The 21,907-nt window shown below is 68.4% G+C and carries 20 protein-coding genes; all 20 read left to right on the top strand.

The features are described 5' to 3' along the window. Positions 1-109 precede the first annotated feature (109 nt). The 20 genes from V7E00_RS10230 to ftsZ all read left to right on the top strand — a co-directional run bounded on the left by V7E00_RS10230 (position 110) and on the right by ftsZ (position 21,842). Positions 110-745, top strand: a complete 636-nt coding sequence (locus V7E00_RS10230; protein ID WP_333572561.1) for a PEPxxWA-CTERM sorting domain-containing protein — start codon at positions 110-112, stop codon at positions 743-745. Positions 746-817: 72 nt separating this feature from the next. Next, positions 818-1,147: a DUF962 domain-containing protein gene (locus V7E00_RS10225; RefSeq protein WP_333572560.1), complete on the top strand. Its 330-nt coding sequence runs from the start codon at positions 818-820 to the stop codon at positions 1,145-1,147. Between the two features lie 46 nt (positions 1,148-1,193). Then, on the top strand, positions 1,194-2,186 hold the full coding sequence (locus V7E00_RS10220; protein WP_333572559.1) for a cysteine synthase A: 993 nt from the start codon (positions 1,194-1,196) through the stop codon (positions 2,184-2,186). 49 nt (positions 2,187-2,235) lie between these two features. Continuing rightward, positions 2,236-2,556 carry a hypothetical protein gene (locus tag V7E00_RS10215; protein WP_333572558.1) on the top strand — a complete coding sequence of 107 codons (321 nt, stop codon included), beginning with the start codon at positions 2,236-2,238 and terminating at the stop codon, positions 2,554-2,556. Positions 2,557-3,044: 488 nt separating this feature from the next. After that, positions 3,045-3,527, top strand: coding sequence for a division/cell wall cluster transcriptional repressor MraZ (locus tag V7E00_RS10210; protein WP_093297586.1), 483 nt, complete (start codon positions 3,045-3,047; stop codon positions 3,525-3,527). Beyond that, positions 3,524-4,471, top strand: coding sequence for a 16S rRNA (cytosine(1402)-N(4))-methyltransferase RsmH (gene rsmH, locus V7E00_RS10205; protein ID WP_333572557.1), 948 nt, complete (start codon positions 3,524-3,526; stop codon positions 4,469-4,471). The genes V7E00_RS10210 and rsmH overlap by 4 nt, the downstream gene beginning before the upstream one ends. Further along, complete coding sequence (locus V7E00_RS10200; RefSeq protein ID WP_333572556.1) at positions 4,471-5,154, top strand: hypothetical protein; 684 nt, start codon at positions 4,471-4,473, stop codon at positions 5,152-5,154. The genes rsmH and V7E00_RS10200 overlap by 1 nt, the downstream gene beginning before the upstream one ends. Then, on the top strand, positions 5,151-6,854 hold the full coding sequence (locus V7E00_RS10195) for a peptidoglycan D,D-transpeptidase FtsI family protein (RefSeq protein ID WP_333572555.1): 1,704 nt from the start codon (positions 5,151-5,153) through the stop codon (positions 6,852-6,854). The genes V7E00_RS10200 and V7E00_RS10195 overlap by 4 nt, the downstream gene beginning before the upstream one ends. Then, on the top strand, positions 6,851-8,266 hold the full coding sequence (locus tag V7E00_RS10190; RefSeq protein WP_333572554.1) for a UDP-N-acetylmuramoyl-L-alanyl-D-glutamate--2,6-diaminopimelate ligase: 1,416 nt from the start codon (positions 6,851-6,853) through the stop codon (positions 8,264-8,266). The genes V7E00_RS10195 and V7E00_RS10190 overlap by 4 nt, the downstream gene beginning before the upstream one ends. Positions 8,267-8,420: 154 nt before the next feature. Further along, positions 8,421-9,806 (top strand): UDP-N-acetylmuramoyl-tripeptide--D-alanyl-D-alanine ligase, encoded by a 1,386-nt coding sequence (locus tag V7E00_RS10185; protein ID WP_333572553.1) that lies wholly within the window; start codon positions 8,421-8,423, stop codon positions 9,804-9,806. Further along, complete coding sequence (gene mraY / locus V7E00_RS10180) at positions 9,794-10,867, top strand: phospho-N-acetylmuramoyl-pentapeptide-transferase (protein ID WP_333572552.1); 1,074 nt, start codon at positions 9,794-9,796, stop codon at positions 10,865-10,867. Before V7E00_RS10185 ends, mraY begins: the two co-directional genes overlap by 13 nt. Continuing rightward, the gene (gene murD / locus V7E00_RS10175) at positions 10,864-12,261 is read left to right on the top strand and encodes a UDP-N-acetylmuramoyl-L-alanine--D-glutamate ligase (protein ID WP_333572551.1); all 1,398 of its coding nucleotides are present in this window, start codon (positions 10,864-10,866) and stop codon (positions 12,259-12,261) included. Before mraY ends, murD begins: the two co-directional genes overlap by 4 nt. Then, positions 12,258-13,490 carry an FtsW/RodA/SpoVE family cell cycle protein gene (locus V7E00_RS10170; protein WP_333572550.1) on the top strand — a complete coding sequence of 411 codons (1,233 nt, stop codon included), beginning with the start codon at positions 12,258-12,260 and terminating at the stop codon, positions 13,488-13,490. Before murD ends, V7E00_RS10170 begins: the two co-directional genes overlap by 4 nt. Beyond that, positions 13,487-14,641: an undecaprenyldiphospho-muramoylpentapeptide beta-N-acetylglucosaminyltransferase gene (gene murG / locus V7E00_RS10165; protein ID WP_333572549.1), complete on the top strand. Its 1,155-nt coding sequence runs from the start codon at positions 13,487-13,489 to the stop codon at positions 14,639-14,641. The genes V7E00_RS10170 and murG overlap by 4 nt, the downstream gene beginning before the upstream one ends. Before the next feature lie 12 nt (positions 14,642-14,653). Continuing rightward, positions 14,654-16,066 carry a UDP-N-acetylmuramate--L-alanine ligase gene (gene murC / locus V7E00_RS10160; RefSeq protein ID WP_333572548.1) on the top strand — a complete coding sequence of 471 codons (1,413 nt, stop codon included), beginning with the start codon at positions 14,654-14,656 and terminating at the stop codon, positions 16,064-16,066. Between the two features lie 133 nt (positions 16,067-16,199). Then, entirely contained in the window at positions 16,200-17,096 is an 897-nt protein-coding gene (gene murB, locus V7E00_RS10155; protein ID WP_333572547.1) for a UDP-N-acetylmuramate dehydrogenase, read from the top strand. Next, complete coding sequence (locus V7E00_RS10150; RefSeq protein ID WP_333572546.1) at positions 17,089-18,009, top strand: D-alanine--D-alanine ligase; 921 nt, start codon at positions 17,089-17,091, stop codon at positions 18,007-18,009. Before murB ends, V7E00_RS10150 begins: the two co-directional genes overlap by 8 nt. Next, entirely contained in the window at positions 18,006-18,980 is a 975-nt protein-coding gene (locus tag V7E00_RS10145; RefSeq protein ID WP_333572545.1) for a cell division protein FtsQ/DivIB, read from the top strand. The genes V7E00_RS10150 and V7E00_RS10145 overlap by 4 nt, the downstream gene beginning before the upstream one ends. Continuing rightward, positions 18,980-20,242 carry a cell division protein FtsA gene (ftsA, locus tag V7E00_RS10140; RefSeq protein WP_333572544.1) on the top strand — a complete coding sequence of 421 codons (1,263 nt, stop codon included), beginning with the start codon at positions 18,980-18,982 and terminating at the stop codon, positions 20,240-20,242. Before V7E00_RS10145 ends, ftsA begins: the two co-directional genes overlap by 1 nt. Positions 20,243-20,354: 112 nt before the next feature. Next, positions 20,355-21,842: a cell division protein FtsZ gene (gene ftsZ, locus V7E00_RS10135; RefSeq protein WP_333572543.1), complete on the top strand. Its 1,488-nt coding sequence runs from the start codon at positions 20,355-20,357 to the stop codon at positions 21,840-21,842. Positions 21,843-21,907 lie beyond the last annotated feature (65 nt).

The raw sequence follows: 21,907 nt of genomic DNA, 5'->3' as shown, positions 1-21,907 counted from the left end.
GCAACGAAGAAAATGCTTCGTGATCTCAGTGTCTTTCGAGCAATTGTTGTCGTGGGCGACAGTGCTTCTCCGCAATGAAGAAGCCGGCCCTGGGATGAGGGGAAATGACATGCGCACGACAGTGATGGCGGCGGCACTCGGCCTGATGACGGTCGGCGGCACCGCACAGGCCGCACCGATCCTCTACAGCTTTTCCGGACAGATCAGCGGCACGCTGAACGGGCAGGCGTTCACGCTGAGCGACTATGTCCTGTCGCTCGCTACCGACACGGACACCGTGTTCCAGCCGCGGCCCGACTTCCGGCCGAGCCTGTACAATTCGGGCCCGGCGGCGCTTTCCTTCACCATCAACGGCGTCTCGGGCACATTCGCAACGCTGTTCAATGCGTTCAGCGTTACGCTGGGTAGCGGCAGCGGGCAGCGCGCGCTGGTGGGCTTCACCGAGGCCGAGCAATTCGGCAACGACCTGATCGACGTGCGCGATTCCGGCCTTCTGAACTATGATCTCAAGACCGGCGTCACCTCCGTTTCAAACCGGCCGATCGATTTCCTCAACTTCGGCACGGAATTCCAGACGAGCGCGGGCACGCTGATCTTCTCGAACGATGACGACGCCTCGGCGCAGTTCAGCGCCGCGTTGTCTGCGGTGCCCGAACCGGCGAACTGGGCGATGATGGTGCTGGGGTTCGGCATGCTGGGCGCGGTGCTGCGGCGGCGGACGAAGGTTGCCGTGCGCTTCGTCTGATCGGGGCGGGGCCGGGCGCGCCTTGGCGCCTGGTCCCTTCCGGCGAGATCCAAAAGCGCTTATGCTCGCGCCATGGCCCGCACGATCACCCGCTACCGGGATTTCTGGCCCCATTACCTGCGCGAGCACGCCAGGCCCGCGACGCGCAGGCTGCATTATATCGGCACCGCGCTGACCTTCGCCGCGCTCGCCGCCGGGCTGCTGCTGAACAGCTGGTGGCTGATCGCCATTCCGCTTGCCGGCTACGGCTTTGCCTGGGGCGCGCATTTCGGCGTCGAGCGCAACCGGCCGGCAACCTTCACCTATCCGCTCTGGTCGCTCTGGTCCGATTACCGGATGTTCTTCCTGTGGATCGGCGGGCGGCTGGGGCCGCACCTGAAGCGGGCGGGAGTCGCGGAATAGATTGCGTTGCTTGCCTCTGCCGGGGGCGGGCTCCTATCTAGCGCCCATGCACGTTTCCCAGAACACGCTCGCGCTGATCGGCAACACGCCGCTCGTCCGCCTCAAGGGCCCCAGCGACGAAACCGGCTGCGATATCTTCGCCAAGTGCGAATTCGCCAATCCCGGCGCCTCGGTGAAGGACCGCGCCGCGCTGTACATCGTCAACGATGCGGAGGAGCGCGGCCTGCTCGCGCCCGGCGGGACGATCGTCGAGGGAACGGCGGGCAATACCGGCATCGGCCTTGCGCTGGTCGCCAACGCCAAGGGCTATCGCACGATCATCGTGATGCCCGAGACCCAGTCGCGCGAGAAGATGGACACGCTGCGCGCGCTCGGCGCCGAGCTGGTGCTGGTACCGGCGGCGCCCTATTCCAACCCCGGCCATTTCGTCCACACCAGCCGGCGCATCGCGGAGGAGACGCCGAATGCGGTCTGGGCCAACCAGTTCGACAATACGGCGAACCGCAAGGCGCATATCTACGGCACGGCGGAAGAGATCTGGGCGCAGATGGACGGCCGGATCGACGGCTTCACCTGCGCGGCGGGCACCGGCGGCACGATCGCCGGCGTGGGGCTGGGGCTGAAGGCCAAGGACGAGGCCGTCACCATCGCGCTCAGCGACCCGCACGGCGCGGCGCTCTACGAATATTATGCCTGCGGCGAGCTGCGGGCCGAGGGCTCCTCGGTTGCCGAGGGCATCGGCCAGGGGCGGATCACCGGCAATCTGGAAGGCGCACCGATCGACACCCAGTTCCGCATCTCCGACGAGGAGGGGCTGGAATGGGTGCGCCGGCTGCTGGCGGAGGAGGGGCTGTGCCTCGGCCTCTCCTCGGGCATCAACGTCGCCGGCGCGGTGCGGCTGGCCAGGGCGCTGGGGCCGGGCAAGCGGGTGGCGACGATCCTGTGCGACACCGGCTTCCGCTATCTCTCGACGCTCTACAATGCCGAATGGCTGCAGGCGAAGGGGCTGACGGTGCCGCCATGGTTGACGCGCGGTTGAGGCTGCGCTCGACAAGCGCGCGCTTGTGCGTTACATTTATGCCACAGTCATGAAAATCGGCCCGCACCAGGATCACGCCCAGGCCATGCAGCGCATCCGCGTCGGCATGACCGGACTCGCGGCCGTGATCCTGCTGATGGTGCTGTCCTTCGCGATCTTCTCCTCGGCCAATCGCGAGGCACCGGTCAGCGCGGCGGGGGCATCCAATGCGTCCGTCGTCGCCAACCTGACGGGAGTCGACAATGTCGCGGCGGATCGCTCCCGCGACGAACCGCTTGCCGAACTGGGCGTGGCACCCAGCACCGACGATCCGGCCGGCGCTGCCCAGGCGCGCGAACAGGCACATCGCGACGACGCCGCAGGCAAGTAACGCCGCGGCCATCGACTCGGCGGGGATTCGTCCCCCACTGCAATTGCATCTCGGGGAACGACGGGGAATTCGCCCCACTTTCACGGGCGGCTGAAGCCGCGCGGCGATCGCCCATCTGATGTCGTGATAAAAATGCTTCAGTTTCTGTAACTTGCGGGTTCTTGCGCGAACGGCCGCGTTCCGGAGCCGGTTTTGCCGGATGGACTGATTGTGCGCCGGATTAAGGAATTAACCGGACAGACGGGCGCGGTGGCAGGATCACAAAGAGAACATAACGGGATCAATGCAGGAAAAGCGGCCAAAGGTGGCGATCAGTGGCTGAAATTCCCGTGCTATCCCCAACTGTCCCGTTGTCTCCCGCGCTATAATGTGATTAAAAGGGCACACTAAAGGGGGGCACGAACCCTTTTTCTCCCGAACATCACCAGCTGGAGCACGATCCGCGTGACTCCGGCGGCGGGAGAGTCGTGCCCGGCTTGGGGTTTGGCGTGGCAGACAGGGAGCTCTTCGAGGGATTTGCGCTCCAGGCGGTCGACCAGAAAGGTCGCGTCGCCATACCCGCAGACCTGCGCGCTGCTGCCGAGCGCAATTCGGATGTCCGCCAGATCGTCGTCGGCGTGCATGCGGAGGATCCGTGCCTCTCCGCGCACGATACCGGCTGGTCGCAGAAGAAGTATGATCGCATCGACAAGCTCGACCAGCAGGCGCTCGACCGGGGCGAACAGCCCAGCGCGGCTCCCAAGCGGCGTGCCTTCGGCCTCGTCGAAAAGGCCCCCTATGACGATAGCGGCCGGTTCGTGCTGCCGCCCTTCTTCCGCGCCAAGGCCAAGATCCAGAAATGGGCGTTCTTCGTCGGCAGCGGCGACACGTTCGACATCTGGGCGCCCGACGTCCTGCTCGCGAGCGAGACGGCCGATCCCGAACTCAAGGAAATCTGCGCATTCCTGATGCAGCAGAAGGGGGCGATGTGACCGACGCTCCTCATATCCCCGTGCTGCTCGACGAAGTGCTCGATGCGCTCGCGATTCAGCCCGGCGAGGCCCATGTCGACGGCACCTTCGGCGCCGGCGGCTATACCCGCGCCATGCTCGGCGCCGGTGCGCAGGTGGCGGCGTTCGATCGTGATCCGACCGCCATCGCCAATGGCGCGCGGCTCGTCGCGGAGAGCGACGGCAAGCTGGAGCTGATCCATGCGCCGTTCAGCCGGCTGGCCGAAGAGCTGGGTGCGCGCGGCCTGGCGCCGGTGGACGGCGTCGTGCTCGATATCGGCGTGTCCTCGATGCAGCTCGACCAGGCCGAGCGCGGCTTCTCGTTCCAGCAGGACGGGCCGCTGGACATGCGGATGGCAGGCGAGGGGATGAGCGCGGCCGACTGGCTCAACAGCGCCGACGAGGGCGAGATCGCCGATGTGCTGTTCCACTATGGCGAGGAACCGCGCGCCCGGCGGGTGGCCAAGTTCATCGTCGGCGCGCGGCCGCTGACCCGCACCTCGGACCTTGCCTCGGTGGTGCGCAAGGCGCTCGGCTATCGCCCGCACGACAAGAAGGATCCCGCCACGCGGACCTTCCAGGCGGTGCGCATCCACATCAACCGCGAGCTGGACGAGCTGACCGACGTGCTGGCGGCGGCGGAGCGGGTGCTGAAACCCGGCGGGCGGCTGGTGGTGGTCACCTTCCACAGCCTGGAGGACCGGCTGGTCAAGCGCTTCTTCCGTGAACGCAGCGGCAGCACGCCGGCGGGTTCGCGGCACCGCCCGGCCGTGGGGCCGCGGGCGGAACCGAGTTTTGAGACGCCCGCCAAGGCCGTGCGCCCTGGCGAGGCGGAGTTGGTGCGTAACCCACGCGCCCGTTCGTCCACGTTGCGCGCGGCGCGGCGGACGAGCGCGGCGCCGTGGTCGGGTGAGGACAAGGTGTGATGGCAGTGCATGGCTTCAGGGGGCTTGGCTGGTTCCTGTGCGGCGTCATCGTCGCGCCGACCTGCTACATGGTGACGTCGCACGGCGCGGCGGAGCGCGCGAAGCTGCGCGCGATGGACTCCGCCATCGTGCAGGCGCACAAGGACATTCGTGGCCTGGAAACGGAGTTCGACACCCGCGCCAACATGGCCCAGATCGAGCGCTGGAACGGCGACGTGCTGGCGATGAACGCCCCTCAGCCGCAGCAATATCTGGCGAGCGCAAGCGGCCTGGCGGCACTCGACCAGCCGGCAGCGGCGGTGCCCGCGGCCGGCGGCGACGCGAAGGTGGAGACGGCGGCGCTCGTGATCCCGACCGGCACCCGCCCGGTGGAGACCGCGGCAGTGGCGCCGGAGACTGCGAAGCCGGTCGCGACGGCGGCTGCCGTGGCGGTGAAGGTCGTTGCCGCCAAGCCGGTCGCGACTGCCGCCGCCACGCCCGTGAAGCTGCCTGCCGCCAAGCCCGCTGCCTCCACCGTGGTGCGGGTCGCGCAGGCGGACAGCAAGCCCGCGCAGGACCTTGGCCGACTGATGCAGAAAGTCGACAAGGCACGGCTGGCCAAGCCGGACCGGCCGCTGCTGAGTGCTGCGACGATCAGCGATCTGCGCCGGGTGGCGAAGCGCGAGCAAACGGCACAGCGATGATCGTCGTCGTCGCCCCTCCTGCGCGTGCGCGGGGATCGGGCGGCGGGCGCGAGGCGCTCGTCGCGGTGGCGCAACTGCGCCTGATGATCCTCTCGATCCTGTTCGGGGCGGGCGTGCTGGCGATCCTCGGCAAGCTCGCCTTTCTGGCATTGTCGGCGGGGCCGGCCGGTCCGCGCGACCTCTCCAATGCGCTGCTGCCGGCACGTGGCGACATCGTCGACCGCAACGGCACCCCGCTCGCGCGCAGCATCGACGCCTGGACGATCGCGATTCACCCCAACCAGGTGATCGGCGACAAGGCCGCGCTGGCGCAGAAACTCGCCGAACTGATGCCCGAGCGCAGCCAGGGGCAATATTATGCGCTGCTGAACAGCGGCGGCGGCTTTGCCTTCCTGAAGCGCCGCGCGCTTCCCGAACTGGTCAACCAGGTGAACGCGCTGGGCGAGCCGGCGATCGAGTTCCAGCGCGAGACCGACCGGCTCTACCCCCAGTCCGACATGGCGGCGCACGTCCTCGGCTATCTCGACGACAAGGGTCGCGGCGTCACCGGCATGGAGAAGGTGCTGGAAGCGCGGCTGACCGATCCTGCACAGCGGGGCAAGCCGGTGACGCTGTCGCTCGACACGCGGGTGCAGGCGGCGCTGGAGAGCGAGTTGGGCCGCGCGATGACCGACCTGCAGGCGCGCGGCGCCGCGGCGGTGGTGCTCGACGTGAACACCGGCGAAGTGGTCGCGATGACGTCGCTGCCGAGCTTCAACCCCAACGCGCTGGGCGGCCCGCCGCCGCGCAACAACGTGACGCAGAGCGTCTACGAGCTCGGCTCTACCTTCAAGCCGATCGCGGTGGCGGCCGCGATCGATTCCGGCACCATCACGTCGATGTCGCGGCGCTTCGATGCGACCGCGCCGATGAAGGTCGGCCGCTTCACCATCCATGACGATCCGGGCGACGAGCAGTTTCGCTGGCTCAACATCCCGGAAACATTGATCTATTCGTCGAACATCGCCACCGCGCGGATCGCCGACGAACTGGGCGCGGAGAAGATGCAGGACATGTTCCGCCGCCTCGGCTTCGACCAGCGGCCGAGCATCGAGATCGGCGCCGTCCGCCCGCTCTGGCCGGCGAACTGGGGCCGCATCACGGTGATGACCACGGCCTATGGCCACGGCATCGCGGTGACGCCCCTCCACCTCGCCGCCGCCTATGCCGCGATGGTGAACGGGGGCATGTGGCACCCTGCGACGCTGATGAAGGTAGATGCCGAGCATCCCGTGCAGGGGCGCCGCGTACTGCAGGAATCGACCAGCGCGCGGATGCGCCAGCTGCTGCGGCTGATCGTGCTCAAGGGTACCGGCCGCAAGGGCGAGGCGCCGGGCTACCGCGTGGCGGGCAAGACCGGCACCGCCGAGGCGGCGAGCGAGGGCGGCTATGACAAGCACCGCAACGTCTCCACCTTCGCGGCGGCTTTCCCGATCGAGGCGCCGCGCTATGTGGTGGTCGCCATGCTCGACTCGCCCAAGGCCAATGCCAACACGCCGCGCACCACCGCGGCCTGGACCGTCGCGCCGGTCGTCTCGCGCCTGATCGCGCGGACGGGTGCACTTCTGGGCATCGCGCCCGACAATGCCCGCGACATCGACGAGCGCGAATTGCTGCCGCTCGTCGATCGTTCGCCGGCGCCGGGAGCGGGAACCGAATGAGACTGGGACAATTGATCGGCACTGCGGACGACGCGGTCGTCACCGGCTTCGCAATCGATCATCGCAAGGTGGCGCCGGGCACGATCTTCGGCGCGTTCGAAGGCGCGCGCGTCAACGGCGAGGACTTCATCGAGGCGGCCGTGCGGGCCGGGGCGATCGCTGTCGTGGCGCGGCCCGAGGCACGGGTGGAGGGCGCGGTGCGCATAGCCGACGCCAATCCGCGCCAGCGGTTCGCCGGGCTGGCGGCGCAGTTCTTCGCGCCGTTCCCGGCGGTGACGGCGGCGGTGACCGGCACCAACGGCAAGACCTCCACGGTGGAGATGACTCGCCAGCTGTGGCGGATGGCCGGCTTCCACGCCGCCTCGATCGGCACCCTGGGCGTCACCACGGCGGACGAACGCGTTTCCACCGGGCTCACCACGCCGGACATCGTCACCTTCCTCTCGAACGTCGCCGGGCTGGCGCGCGAGGGCGTGACGCATGTCGCGTTCGAGGCGTCCTCGCACGGGTTGTCGCAGTACCGGACCGAGGGATTGCCGGTGCGCGCGGCGGCCTTCACCAATCTCAGCCGCGACCATCTCGATTATCATGGCGACATGGCGACCTATTTCACCGCCAAGATGCGCCTCTTCGCCGAGGTGCTCGCAGACGACGGCACGGCGGTGGTGTGGGCGGACGACCCGCATGCGCCCCAGGTCGAGGACCTCGCGCGGATGCGCGGCAACCGGCTGATCACCGTCGGCGAGCACGGCCAGACGCTGCGGCTGGTGGGCCGCACGCCCACGCTGCTCGGCCAGACGCTGGAGATCGAAGCGGAGGACAAGCTGCACACCGTGAAGCTGCCGCTGATCGGGGCGTATCAGGCGGCGAACGCGCTGACCGCCGCCGGACTGGTGATCGCGACCGGCGGCGACGTCGCCGCGACGCTGGCGAACTGCGCACGGCTGCAGCCGGTGCGCGGGCGGCTGGAGCGGGCGGTGATCGCCGCCAATGGCGCGCCGGTCTATGTCGACTATGCCCATACCCCCGATGCGCTGGAGGCGGCGATCGCGGCGCTGAAGCCGCATACCGAAGGTCGACTGATCCTGGTGTTCGGCGCCGGCGGTGACCGAGACCCGGGCAAGCGCGAGCTGATGGGGCAGGTCGCAGCGTCCGGCGCGGACGTGGCGATCGTCACCGATGACAATCCCCGCACCGAGGATCCCGCCGAGATCCGCCGCGCGATCCTGAAGGGCGCGCCCGACGCTACCGAGATCGGCGATCGCCGCGCCGCCATTGCCGCAGCGATCACAATGGCGGAACCGCACGACATCGTGCTGATCGCCGGCAAGGGACATGAGCAGGGGCAGATCGTGGGCGAAATGGTGCTGCCGTTCGACGACGTCGCCGTGGCGCGGGAGTGCGCGGCGTGAGGGGGCGTCTCCTTCGATCCTCCCCTGCAAGGGGAGGTGTCGCGAAGCGACGGAGGGGTGTCGTCGCTGGAGAGGCGGTCCTTCGTTTCGGGCGGGGACACCCCTCCGTCAGCCCTTCGGGCTGCCACCTCCCCTTGCAAGGGAGGATTTGAAGATGACCAACACGCTTTGGACCTCCGACGAAATCGCGGCAGCTACGGGCGGCACCGCCTCTGCCGACTTCGCCGTCTCGGGCGTCGCGTTCGATTCCCGCGAGGTCGGTCCCGGTGACCTGTTCCTGGCGCTGAAGGGGGAGAGCACCGACGGCCACCGCTTTCTCGACCAGGCCTTTGCACAGGGCGCAGTGGGCGCGGTCGTGTCCGACGCGACCGACCACCCGAGCGTTCGTGTCGCCGACACGACTGCGGCGCTGAACGCGCTGGGTGCCGCTTCCCGCAAGCGCTCGTCCGCCAAGATCATCGGCGTCACCGGCTCGGTCGGCAAGACCGGCACCAAGGAAGCGCTGTTCGCCGCGCTCGACCGCATCGATCCCGGCTGTGCGCACCGCTCGGTGAAGAGCTACAACAACCATACCGGCGTGCCGCTGAGCCTCGCCCGCATGCCGCAGGGCGCGCGCTACGGCGTGTTCGAGATGGGCATGAACCATGCCGGCGAACTCGCGCAATTGACCCGATTGGTGCGCCCCCACGTCGCCATCGTGACGGCCATTGCGCCGGCGCATCTGGGCTTCTTCGACAGCGTGGAAGCCATCGCGGATGCCAAGGGCGAGATCTTCCAGGGGCTGGGGGCAGGCGGCACGGCGATCGTGCCATTCGACAGCCCCTATCGCGATCGGCTGCTCGATGCCGCGCGACCCCATGCGACCAGGATCGTCACCTTCGGGCTGGGCGAGGGCGCCGATTACCGCGCGGTCGAGACGATGCGGGCGCGGAGCGGCGGCACCTTCGTGATGGCGCGCTTCGGCAATCGCGAGCTGAGCTTCACCATTTCCCAGCCGGGGGACCATTGGGTCTCGAACGCCATGGCGATCCTTGCCGCCGTCGATGCGGTGGGTGGCGACCTGGAAGTGGCCGGCCTCGCGCTGGCCGAGCTTGGCGGGCTTGCCGGCCGCGGCGCGCGGATGACCGTGCCGGTGGGCGACGGCACCGCGCTGGTGATCGACGAGAGCTACAACGCCAATCCGAGCTCGATGCGTGCGACGCTGAAGGTGCTGGCCGCAGAGCCCGGCCGCAAGATCGCGGTGCTGGGCGAAATGCGCGAGCTAGGGGTGCATGCCGATGCGCTCCATGCCGAGCTGGCCGGCCCGATCGCCGAGGCGGGGGTGAGCCGTGCCATTTTGGTGGGCGAAGCGATGGCGCCGCTGGCCGCTGCGCTTGAGGGTCGGCTGGATTTCGTCCATGTGGCCGATGCCGCAGCTGCGAAGGCAGAGCTCGAATCGACGCTCGCGCCGGGCGACGCGGTTCTCATCAAAGGGTCGAACGGCGTGCGGCTGGCGACGATCGTCGCGGCGCTGGCGGAAAGGCAAACATGCTCTATCTGATCGCGGAGCAGCTGGGCTTCCCCGGCGTCCTCAATCTGTTCCGGTATCTCTCGTTCCGCAGCGGCGGGGCGGTGGCGACCGCGCTGCTGATCGGGCTGCTGGTGGGGCCGAAGTTCATCGGCTGGCTGCGGCTGCGCCAGGGCAAGGGCCAGCCGATCCGCACCGACGGACCGCAGAGCCACCTCGCCAAGCGCGGCACGCCCACGATGGGCGGGCTGATGATCCTGACCAGCCTTACCCTGTCGCTGCTGCTGTGGATGGACCTGCGCAACGCCTATGTGTGGGCGTGCATGTTCGTCACCCTGGGCTTCGGCGCGATCGGCTTCCTCGACGATTACGACAAGGTGCGGAAGCAGAAGACGGCGGGCGTCTCCGGCAGGGTGCGACTGATCGGCGAGTTCATCATCGCCGGCATCGCCAGCGGAATCATCCTCTTCGCGGAGGGCAATACCCAGCTCTACGTGCCCTTCTTCAGCTGGGTGCACCCGGATCTGGGCTATTTCTACGTCGCGTTCGCAGCGTTCACGATCGTGGCGTTCGGCAATGCGGTGAACCTGACCGACGGGCTGGACGGGCTGGCGACGATGCCGGTGGTGATCGCGAGCATGGCGTTCATGCTGATCGCCTATCTGGCCGGCAACAAGATCTACGCGACCTATCTGGGCATCCCGCACGTCTATGGCGCGGGCGACCTCGCCATCTTCTGCGGCGCGATGATTGGGGCGGGGCTCGCCTTTCTGTGGTTCAATGCGCCGCCGGCGGCGGTGTTCATGGGCGATACCGGCAGCCTGGCGCTGGGCGGGGCGATCGGCACCATCGCCGTCACCACCCACCATGAGCTGGTGCTCGGCATCATCGGCGGCCTGTTCGTGATGGAGGCGCTGAGCGTCATCATCCAGGTGTTCTTCTTCAAGCGCACCGGCAAGCGGGTGTTCCGCATGGCGCCGATCCACCACCATTTCGAACAGCTCGGCTGGTCCGAGCCGACCGTGGTGATCCGCTTCTGGATTATCGCCTTCGTGCTCGCGCTGGCCGGTCTCGCAACGCTCAAGCTGCGGTGATCACCAGCCCCGCCTGGCGCGGCAAACGCTTCGCGGTGCTCGGGCTCGCACGCTCGGGCGCAGCGACCGTGCGCGCGCTGGTGGCGAGCGGGGCGGGGGTGCTGGCGTGGGATTCGAATGAGGCGGCGCGGGATGCCCTCTCTAAAGCCCCTCCCCTTCAGGGGAGGGGTTTGGGGTGGGGCAGTGTCTCACCGAGACAAACAGAGGTTCTGGAATCCCTCCACCCCAACCCCTCCTCCGAGGAGGAGGGGCTTATCGAGTTCGCCGACCCCCTCGCATCCGACCTCACCGGCTATGCTGGCATGGTCGTCTCCCCCGGCGTGCCGCTCAACCGGCACCCGATCGCCCCGCATGCCCGCGGGGCGGGCGTACCGCTGATCGGCGACATCGAGCTGTTTGCGCAGGCGCGCGCCGATCTGCCGGCGCACCGCGTCGTCGGTATCACCGGCACCAACGGCAAGTCGACCACCACCGCGCTGATCCATCACATCATCGAGACCGCAGGCATTCCCACCCGCCTCGGCGGCAATATCGGTCTGCCGATCCTCGGGCAGGAGCCGCTTCCGCAAGGCGGCGTCTATGTGCTCGAGCTGTCGAGCTACCAGATCGACCTGACCCACAGCCTCGACTGTAACGTCGCGGTGCTGCTCAACATCACGCCCGACCATCTCGACCGCTATGACGGGTTCGAGGGCTATGCCGCCTCCAAGGCGCGGCTGTTCGGCATGCAGAGCAAGGGCCACGCCGCGATCATCGGCATCGGCGACGCCGCGTCGGCCAACATTGCCCGCCAGGTCGCGCTTTCCGGGCGTGGCGAGGACGTGACCAGGATCGCGCCCGGCGTGTGCATGGACCAGTCCCGCTGGCCGGCACTGCAGGGGCCGCACAACGCCCAGAACGCGCTTGCCGCGATCGCCGCCTGTGAGGCGCTGGGCATCGACCGCGCCGCGATCGACAAGGGGCTGGAGACCTTCCCCGGCCTGTCGCACCGGATGGAGCGGATCGCCACCCGCAACGGCGTGCTGTTCGTCAACGACAGCAAGGCGACCAACCCGGAATCGACCGCGCCCGCGCTCTCCGCCTATCCCCGCATCCACTGGATCCTCGGCGGCGTCGCCAAGACCGACAGCCTGGAGGCGTGCCGCCCCGGCTTCGGCCATGTCGTGCGCGCCTATACGATCGGTGAGGCGGGGCCGCTGTTCGCGGGCTTGCTGGAGAGCGACATGCCCGTCGAGCAGTCCGGCACGCTGGAGGCCGCCGTCCGCGCCGCCGCCGCTCAGGCCCAGCCTGGGGACGCCGTGCTGCTCTCCCCGGCCTGCGCCTCGTTCGACCAGTTCCGCGATTTCGAGGCGCGGGGCGATGCCTTTCGTGCCGCCGTGGAGTCGCTCGGGTGAGCCGCCAGTCCGTGGACGGGGAAGAGAAGCACGCCGGACTACCGCGCATCTCCAACCAGCTCAGCCGCGCCAGCAAGTCTCGCGCGGGCATGTGGTTCTGGGAAGTGGACCGCGTGCTCCTCTTCCTGCCGCTGCTGCTGATCGCGATCGGGCTGGTGGCGGTCGCCGCCGCCTCGCCCGCCACCGCGCGGCGCTATTCGGATGCAGCGCACATCGTCCAGCCGATGTATTATTTCTGGCGGCAGCTGATGTGGGTGTGCATCTGCGTTCCGGTGCTCATCATCGTCTCGATGCTGCCCACTTCGGCGGCGCGGCGGCTGTCGCTGGCGGGCGCGCTGGTCTTCCTTGTGCTGATGATGCTGCTGCCGATCGTCGGGCATGAGGTGAACGGGGCGAAGCGCTGGATCAGCCTGGGCATTTCGGACCTGCAGCCTTCCGAGTTCCTGAAGCCGCTGTTCATCGTCTCGACCGCCTGGATCCTTTCCTTCCGGGCCAAGGATCCCGAACTGCCGGTGATGATCGTCACCGGCGCGATCACCGCGCTGATCGCGGTGCTGCTGATGCTCCAGCCCGATTTCGGGCAGACCATCCTGTTCGGCACGGTGTGGGTGATCCTGCTGATGCTCTCCGGCATCTCGCCCGCCGCGATCGCGAGCCTGGGCGGCATGGCGGTGGCGGGGGTCGTCGCGGCGTACCTGTTTTACGGCACCGCGCGCACCCGCATCGACAATTTTCTGTTCCCCACCAAGGAAGCCGCGCTCGCCGATCGCTACCAGGTGGAAATGGCGCACGACACGCTGACCGCCGGCGGGCTGTTTGGCGCGGGGCCGGGCAGCGGCCAGATCAAGTTCCGCCTGCCCGAAGCGCATACCGATTACATCTTCTCGGTGATCGGCGAGGAATTCGGGCTGATCGCCTGCGCGGTGATCGTGCTGCTCTATCTCGCCATCGTCGTGCGGGTGCTGATGAAGCTGCTGGACGAGGAGGATCCGTTCCGGCTGCTCGCCGCCGCGGGGCTTGCCTCGCAGTTCGGCGTGCAGGCGCTGATCAACATGGCGGTGAACACCGGCATTGCGCCGTCCAAGGGCATGACGCTGCCGTTCATCAGCTATGGCGGCTCGTCGATGATCGCGCTTTCGATCGGCTATGGGCTGCTGCTCGCTTTCACGCGACGAAACCCGTATCTGAAGCGCTCCCCCTATACCGGCCGCTGGAGCAAAGCCGCATGACCGAACGCCGTAGTTACGTCCTCGCCGCCGGTGGCACCGGCGGGCACATGGTGCCCGCGGCTGCCTTGGCGGTGGAGCTCGCACGGCGCGGGCATCAGGTGGCGCTGGTCAGCGACGAGCGCGGCGTGCGCTTCCCCGGGCTGTTCGAGGGGGTGGAGACGCATGTGCTGCCCGCCGGACGGCTGGGCGGCGGCCCGATCGGCTATCTGAAGGCGGCGCGGCAGATGATGGCGGGCCGGGCGATGGCGCGGAAGCTCTACAAGCAGCTGCGCCCGGCCGCGGTGATCGGCTTTGGCGGCTATCCCGCATTCCCGGCGCTGTCGGCGGCGTTCAGCGCCCGCATCCCCACCGTGATCCACGAGCAGAATGCCGTGCTCGGCCGAGTCAACCGGCTGGTCGCGGGGCGGGTGGCGGCGATCGGCACCTCCTACGACAAGGTCGAGCGGATGAAGCCCGGCTGGGAGGCCAAGACGCATCTCACCGGCAACCCCGTGCGCGAGGCGGTGCTGGCACTGCGTGCCAAGCCGTATCCGATGCTCGAGGAAGACGGCCTGTTCCGCGTGCTCGTCACCGGCGGCAGCCAGGGCGCCTCGATCCTCAGCCAGGTGGTGCCCGACGGGCTGGCGCTGCTGCCGGTGCATTTCCGCCGCCGGCTGCAGGTGACGCACCAGGCGCGCATCGAGGACATCGAAATGGTCCGCGCCAAATATCAGGAACACGAGATCCCCGCCGAGGTCGCCACCTATCTGCCCGACATGCCCGAGCGGCTCGCCTGGGCGCATCTGGTGATCGCGCGGGCAGGGGCCTCTACCATCGCCGAGCTGACCGCCGCCGGGCGTCCCGCGATCCTGGTGCCGCTGCCCAGCGCCACCGACGATCACCAGACGGCCAATGCGCGCGAGATCACCGAGGCAGGTGGCGCGCGGACCATCCCGCAGCGCGCCTTCACCGCGCCCGAGCTCGCCAAGCAGATGCAGAAGCTGGGGCTCGACACCAAGGCGCTGGAGAATGCGGCGGCGCGGGCGCGCGGCGTCGGCCGGCCCGATGCGGTGCGCGACCTGGCCGACCTCGTCGAATCGATCCATGCACCCAAGGCCCCGGTGGGGAAGGTGCAGAAAGCCAACAAGAACGGAAGGCCTGCTTTTGCGTAAGGATCTTGGCGCATGAAGGGCGTCGCCACCGACATCGGTACCATTCACTTCGTCGGCATCGGCGGCATCGGCATGTCGGGCATTGCCGAGGTGATGCACAACCTCGGCTACAAGGTGCAGGGCTCGGACGTCGCGGACAGCTACGTCGTGCAGGGCCTGCGCGACCGCGGCATTCCCGTCACCATCGGCCATGCCGCCGAGAATCTGGGCGAGGCGGCCGTGGTGGTGGTCTCCACCGCGATCGTTCGCACCAACCCCGAGGTGGAAGCCGCCTACCAGAACCGCATCCCCGTGGTGCGTCGCGCCGAGATGCTCGCCGAGCTGATGCGCCTGAAGTCCACCATCGCGGTGGCCGGCACCCACGGCAAGACGACGACCACTTCGATGGTCGCCGCGCTGCTCGATGCGGGCGGGGTGGACCCGACGGTGATCAACGGCGGGATCATCAACCAGTATGGCTCCAATGCGCGGCTGGGCGACAGCGACTGGATGGTGGTCGAAGCCGACGAGAGCGACGGCAGCTTCCTGCGGCTCGACGGCACCTATGCGATCGTCACCAATATCGATCCCGAGCATCTTGATCACTACGGCTCGTTCGAGAAGGTGAAGGCGGCGTTCGTCGAGTTCGTCGAGAATGTGCCCTTCTACGGCGCGGCATTGCTGTGCCTCGATCATCCGGAAGTGCAGGCGATCATCCCGCGCGTGCGCGACCGGCGGATCGTCACCTATGGCTTTGCCGCCAGCGCCGATGTGCGCGGGGTGAACGTGACGCCGCACGGCGGGGGCAATCGTTTCGAGGTGATCATCCGCCACCGCGACGGCTCCACGCGCTCGATCGAGAATATCGAGCTGCCGATGCCCGGCCGCCACAATGTCCAGAATGCACTGGCCGCGATCGGCGTGGCGCTGGAACTGGGCATCCCCGACGCGACGATCCAGCAGGGCTTCGCCAAGTTCGGCGGGGTCAAGCGCCGCTTTACCAAGGTAGGCGAGGTCGCGGGCGCGGCGATCATCGACGATTACGGGCATCACCCGGTGGAGATCCGCGCGGTGCTGGCGGCGGCGCGCGAGAGCACGCGCGGCCGGGTGATCGCGGTGGTGCAGCCGCATCGCTATTCGCGGCTGGGCAATCTGATGGACGAGTTCGCCCAGGCGTTCAACGACGCGGACATGGTGTATGTGGCGCCGGTCTATCCCGCGGGCGAAGCGCCGATCGAGGGCGTCCATGCCGATGCGCTGGTCGAGCAGATCTCGCACCGCGGGCACCGGGCGGTGGCGTCGACCACGGATGCGACCGCGCTGGCGAATGCGCTGGGCGGCGTCGTGCGTGAGGGCGACATGGTCGTGTGCCTCGGCGCGGGCGACATCACCAAATGGGCGGCGGGCCTGGCGCCCGCGATCGCGGCTGCGCGGGGGGATGCGTGAGCTTGGCGATGGTTCTTCTTCTTAAGCCCCTCCTCTTTAAGGGACGGGTTGGGGTGGGGGACTCCGCTACGTGCGGAGGCCTCGCCTCTCTGTCATGCCCCACCCCCAACCCCTCCCCTGAAGGGGAGGGGCTATGAGTAGTCTGCCTCCCGTTCGCGGCAGGCTCACCCCGAACGCGCCCCTTGCACCGCTCGTATGGTTCAAGAGCGGCGGCGCGGCGGAGTGGCTGTTCGAGCCCGCCGATGCCGAGGATCTCGCGACCTTCCTCGCTGCGCTGGACCCGCAAACCCCGGTGATGGGCCTCGGCCTCGGCTCGAACATGATCGTTCGCGACGGTGGCGTGCCGGGCGTGGTGATCCGTCTCGGCAAGGCCTTTGCCGCGGTCGAGCAGATCGACGATACCACGCTGCGCTGCGGCGGCGGCGCCTCGGGCATCCTCGTCTCGTCGAAGGCGCGCGACTGGGGCATTGGCGGCATCGAGTTTCTCCGCTCGATCCCCGGCACCGTCGGCGGCTTCGTGCGGATGAACGGCGGCGCCTATGGCCGCGAGACCTGCGACATCCTGGTCGAGTGCGAGGTCGTGCTCCGCTCGGGCGAACGCCGCGTGCTGGCCAATGCCGATCTCGGCTACACCTATCGCCACAGCAATCTGCCCGAGGGCGCGATCGTGGTCAGCGCTACCTTTCGCGGTTTCCCCAAGACCTCGGAGGACATCCAGGCCGAGATGGACCGCATCGCCGCCGCCCGCGAGGAATCGCAGCCGCTGCGCTCGAAGACCGGTGGCTCGACCTTCAAGAACCCGGAAGGGCACAAGGCCTGGGCGCTGGTCGACGCGGCCGGCTGCCGGGGACTGCGCCGCGGCGACGCGCAGGTGAGCGAAAAGCATTGCAACTTCCTCCTCAACCTGGGGGAAGCTACCAGCGCCGACATCGAGGCGCTGGGCGAGGACGTCCGTGCAGCCGTCAAGGCGCAGTCGGGCGTGGAACTGGAGTGGGAGATTCAGCGAGTGGGTGTTGCGCGTAATGACTGAGGCTCTCCACATCGCCGTGCTGATGGGCGGCTGGTCGGCCGAGCGCGAAGTGTCGCTGATGTCGGGCAACGGCGTTGCGGACGCGCTGGAGGGCCTCGGCCACCGCGTCACCCGGATCGACATGGACCGGAACGTCGCCGCGCGCCTCACCGAAGCAAAGCCGGACGTGGTGTTCAACGCCCTCCACGGTACGCCGGGCGAAGATGGCAGCGTGCAGGGCATGCTCGACCTGATGGGCATCCGCTACACGCATAGCGGCATGGTCACCTCGGTAATCGCGATCGACAAGCAGCTGACCAAGCAGGCGCTGGTGCCGCACGGCATCCCGATGCCCGGCGGACGGATGGTGTCGCGCGAGGAGCTGTACCGGCAGGACCCGCTGCCGCGGCCCTATGTGCTCAAACCCGTCAACGAAGGTTCGTCGGTGGGCGTGGCGATCGTTACCGCCGACAGCAATGTCGGCAACCCGATCCACCCGGATGCGCGTGGGCCCTGGCAGGAGTTCGAGGAACTGCTCGCCGAGCCGTTCATCCGCGGGCGCGAGCTGACCACGGCGGTGCTGGGCGACCAGGCGCTGGGCGTGACCGAACTAAAGCCCAAGAGCGGCTTCTACGACTATGATTCCAAATACACCGACGGGCTGACCGAGCACGTCTTCCCGGCGCAGATCCCGGACGAGGTGGCCGAGGCGTGCAAGCGGATCGCGCTCGATGCGCACCGGCTGCTCGGCTGCAAGGGCGCGTCGCGCGCCGATTTTCGCTGGGACGACACGCAAGGCGTGGAGGGGCTGTTCCTGCTCGAGGTCAACACCCAGCCCGGCATGACCCCGCTCAGCCTGGTGCCCGAACAGGCGCGCCATCTGAACATCGATTATGCTAGTCTCGTGCAACGGATCGTCGAGGAGGCATTGTGAGCCGCAGGCCCGCCCAAGCGCAGCGCGCGACCACCCGGCGCGGCGACAAGCCGAAGCCGCGCGGCACCGCGCGCCGGCCGCAGCGGGCGGGCGTGCTCGACCAGGCCATCGCCGGCCTGCCGATGAGCCCGGAGACGCTGCACAAGGTCACCACCTGGAGCATTGTCGGCGCCGTCGGCGCGGTGGTGCTGACGATCGGCATCCTTGCCGGCGTGCCGCAGATGATCGGCGTCGGGTTCGCGCAGGCGGTGGGCGATGCCGGCCTGAAGGTCGACGAGATCCAGATCGACGGGCTCAAGCGGATGGACCGCGCGACTGTCTATGAGCAGGTGCTCGACCAGGATTCGCGGGCGATGCCGCTGGTCAGCCTGGAAGACGTGCGGCAGCGGCTGCTGAAGTTTCCCTGGGTGAAGGACGCGCGCGTGTCGCGGCGGCTGCCGAGCACGTTGCACATCGCGATCGAGGAGCGGGCGCCTGCTGCCGTCTGGCAGAACCACGGCCAGCTGATGCTGATCGACCCCTCGGGCGTGCCGCTGGAGGCGGTATCGCCCGACGCGATGCCGGACCTGCCACTGCTGATCGGCGAAGGCGCAAACACGCAGGAAGCGGCGCGCAAGCATCTGCTGGAGACCCAGCCGGGCCTCAAGCCGCTCGTCAAGGCGATGAGCTGGGTCGGCAACCGGCGTTGGGACGTGTTCTTCACCTCGGGCGAGAAGCTGCAGCTGCCCGAGGGAGAGGACGAGGCGGTGGCCGCGCTCAAGACCTTCGTTTCGATCGACGGAACGCAGCGTCTGCTGGGCCGCGGCAATCGCGGATTTGACATGCGGGTCGCAAACAAGTTGGTTGTGCGCCGGCAGGGCGTGATCGAACCGCCGCCGCCGATTTCCACGGCGCCGACGACGACTGCACCGACCACGCCTGCAACGACGACGACGACGCCGCCGGCGGGCACCGGCACGGGGGAAGGCTGATGGCGAAAGTAGCACCCGAAGGGTTGATCACCGCGCTCGACGTGGGATCGTCGAAGGTCTCCGCGCTGATCGCGCAGCGGACCGACGAGGGCAATCTGATCGTGCTCGGCACCGGCCAGCGCGAGAGCCGGGGCGTGAAGCGCGGCTATGTCGCCGACATGCACGCCACCGAAATCGCGATCCGCGAGGCGGTGGAGCAGGCCGAGCGCATCGCCGGCTTCAACATCGAGGATGTGTGGGTCAGCTTCTCGGCGGGCGGGCTGGTCTCCAGCGTCGTCAAGGTGGAGGCGGATCTGGGCGGCCATAGGGTCGAGCAGGCGGATATCGACGATCTGCTCAAGGCAGGGCGGGGCGCGATCGACCCGCAGGGGCGAATGGTGCTCCACGCGCAGCCGACGCGCTACACCGTAGATGGTCTTGGCGGGGTCAAGCGGCCGCTGGGGCTCCATGCCGATCGGCTGGGCGTCGACGTGCATGTCGTCACCACCGAGGGATCGCCGGTGCGCAATCTCGACCTGTGTGTGCGCTCGGCGCATCTCGAGGTCCGCTCGATCATCGCCGCGCCAGTGGCTACCGGGCTCGCCTGCCTTACCGAAGAGGAGCGCGAGCTGGGCGTCGCGCTGGTCGAGATCGGCGCGGGCGTGACCAACGTCTCGGTCTTCGCGCAGGGCGTGCTGGCGGGGCTGGCGTCGATTCCGATGGGTTCGGCCGACATCACCGACGACATCGCCGCCGCCTTCGGCACCGCGCGTGCCTGGGCAGAGCGGACCAAATGCTTCCACGGCTCGGCCAATCTTTCCCCGCGCGACAATCGCGAAACGATCGACGTGGCACCGGCCACGGCGGACGAGGGGATCGAAGGGCCGCGCATCACCAAGGCAGCGCTCAACACCGTCATCCGCCAGCGGCTGGAGCGCATCGTCGCCGAGATCCAGAAGGAGCTGAAGAAGCTCAACTTCCAGGAGCCGGTGGGGCGCCAGATCGTGCTCACCGGCGGTGGCGCGGAGCTGGCGGGGATCGCCGATTATGCGCAGCAGGCGCTGGGCAATGCGGTCCGCGTCGGACGGCCGCGCGGGCTGCTCGCCATGCCGAACGCGCATGCCGGCCCGGCCTTCTCGACGCTGGCGGGGCTCACCCAATTCGCGGCCGCGGATCCGATCGACCTGCGTACCCTGGAGCCGAGCCGGCACCAGCTGGTGACGCGGGCGAGCCCGGGCGCTCTGTTCCAGCGGTTGATCGCTGCGTTCCGGGCGAATTATTGAAGAAAAGCGAATGCCGGGGTGCTAGGGATGGCTGGAGTCGTCGCTTCGCTTCGTGCATCAGAGAATATCAGGCTGTGCAGCGTGCGCGTGCGCTGCCACGGGAGACCATAGAATGAGTATCGATTTCCTTCCGCCCGACGTGGACGAACTGACGCCGAAGATCGCGGTGATCGGGGTTGGCGGCGCTGGCGGCAATGCCATCGCCAACATGATCCGCGCCGAGGTGCAGGGCGTCGAGTTCCTGGTCGCCAATACCGATGCGCAGGCGCTGAAGCAGTCGGTCGCCCCGCAGCGCATCCAGCTGGGCGCGAAGATCACGCAAGGCTTGGGCGCAGGCTCGCGGCCCGAGATCGGCCGTGCGGCGGCGGAAGAGACCATCGAGCAGGTCCAGCAGTCGCTCGAAGGCGCGCATATGTGCTTCATCGCCGCCGGCATGGGCGGCGGCACCGGCACGGGTGCGGCGCCGGTGATCGCCAAGGCGGCGCGCGAGATGGGCATCCTGACCGTCGGCGTGGTGACCAAGCCGTTCGCGTTCGAGGGCAAGCGCCGCGCGCAATCGGCCGAGGCGGGCATCGAAGAGCTGCAGAAATATGTCGATACGCTGATCGTCATCCCGAACCAGAATCTCTTCCTGATCGCCAATGCGAACACGACCTTCAAGGAAGCGTTCGAGATGGCCGACGAGGTGCTGCAGCAGGGCGTGCGCGGCATCACCGACCTGATGGTGATGCCCGGCCTGATCAACCTCGACTTCGCCGACGTCCGTTCGGTGATGCAGGAGATGGGCAAGGCCATGATGGGCACCGGCGAGGCGGACGGCGACGACCGCGCGCTGATCGCCGCCCAGAAGGCGATTGCCAATCCGCTGCTGGACGGCGTCTCGATGAACGGCGCCAAGGGCGTGATCGTCTCGATCACTGGCGGCGAGGACATGCGCCTGCTCGAGGTGGACGAGGCTGCGAACCATATCCGCGAGCTGGTCGATCCGGACGCTAACATCATCTGGGGTTCGGCGTTCAACCCGGAGCTGGAAGGCCGCATCCGCGTGTCGGTGGTCGCCACCGGCATCGACGCGAATGTCGAGAACCGCCCGGCAGCACCGGCCGAGCAGCCGCGCGTCTTCTCCTTCTCCACCCCGCGCCGCACCACGGCTGCGCCCGCGCACGAGCCGGTTGCGGCTCCCGCACCGGCACCCGCCGCGCCGGAGCCGGTCGCGCCTGCGCCCGCACCGGTGGCCGAGGAAGCACCGGCACCTGCGCCGATCGCGCCCGCGCCGGAGCCCGTCGCTGCCGCACCGGCGCCCGCGCCCGAGCCGACCCCGCCGGCCCCGGCTTCGGACGAGCTGCTGCTCGGCACCGAGGCACTGGTGCCACAGGCGGCGCCCGCGGCTGCCCCCGCACCGGCGCCCGAGGCACCGGCCGGCCGCCGCCGCTGGCTGACCGGCGGTGACGACGATGCCGATACGCGACCGCGTCCCAAGACCGGCGGTACGCTGTTCGAGCGGATGGCGTCGGCCTCGCGTGGCACCAAGGCCACCGAGGAAGAGGACAAGGATCCGCTGGACATCCCGCGCTTCCTGCGCAGCCAGAACAACCAGTAAGACAGCGCACGGGTGGCACGGTTCGCCGGCCACCCGTCGCACTTTTCAGCGGCCGTTCAGCGCCG

The sequence above is a fragment of the Sphingomonas sp. genome, assembly GCF_036731925.1.
GTDB lineage: Bacteria > Pseudomonadota > Alphaproteobacteria > Sphingomonadales > Sphingomonadaceae > Sphingomonas.
Note: the sequence above shows the minus strand (reverse complement) of the source record. Positions and strands in the feature narration are given on the sequence as shown.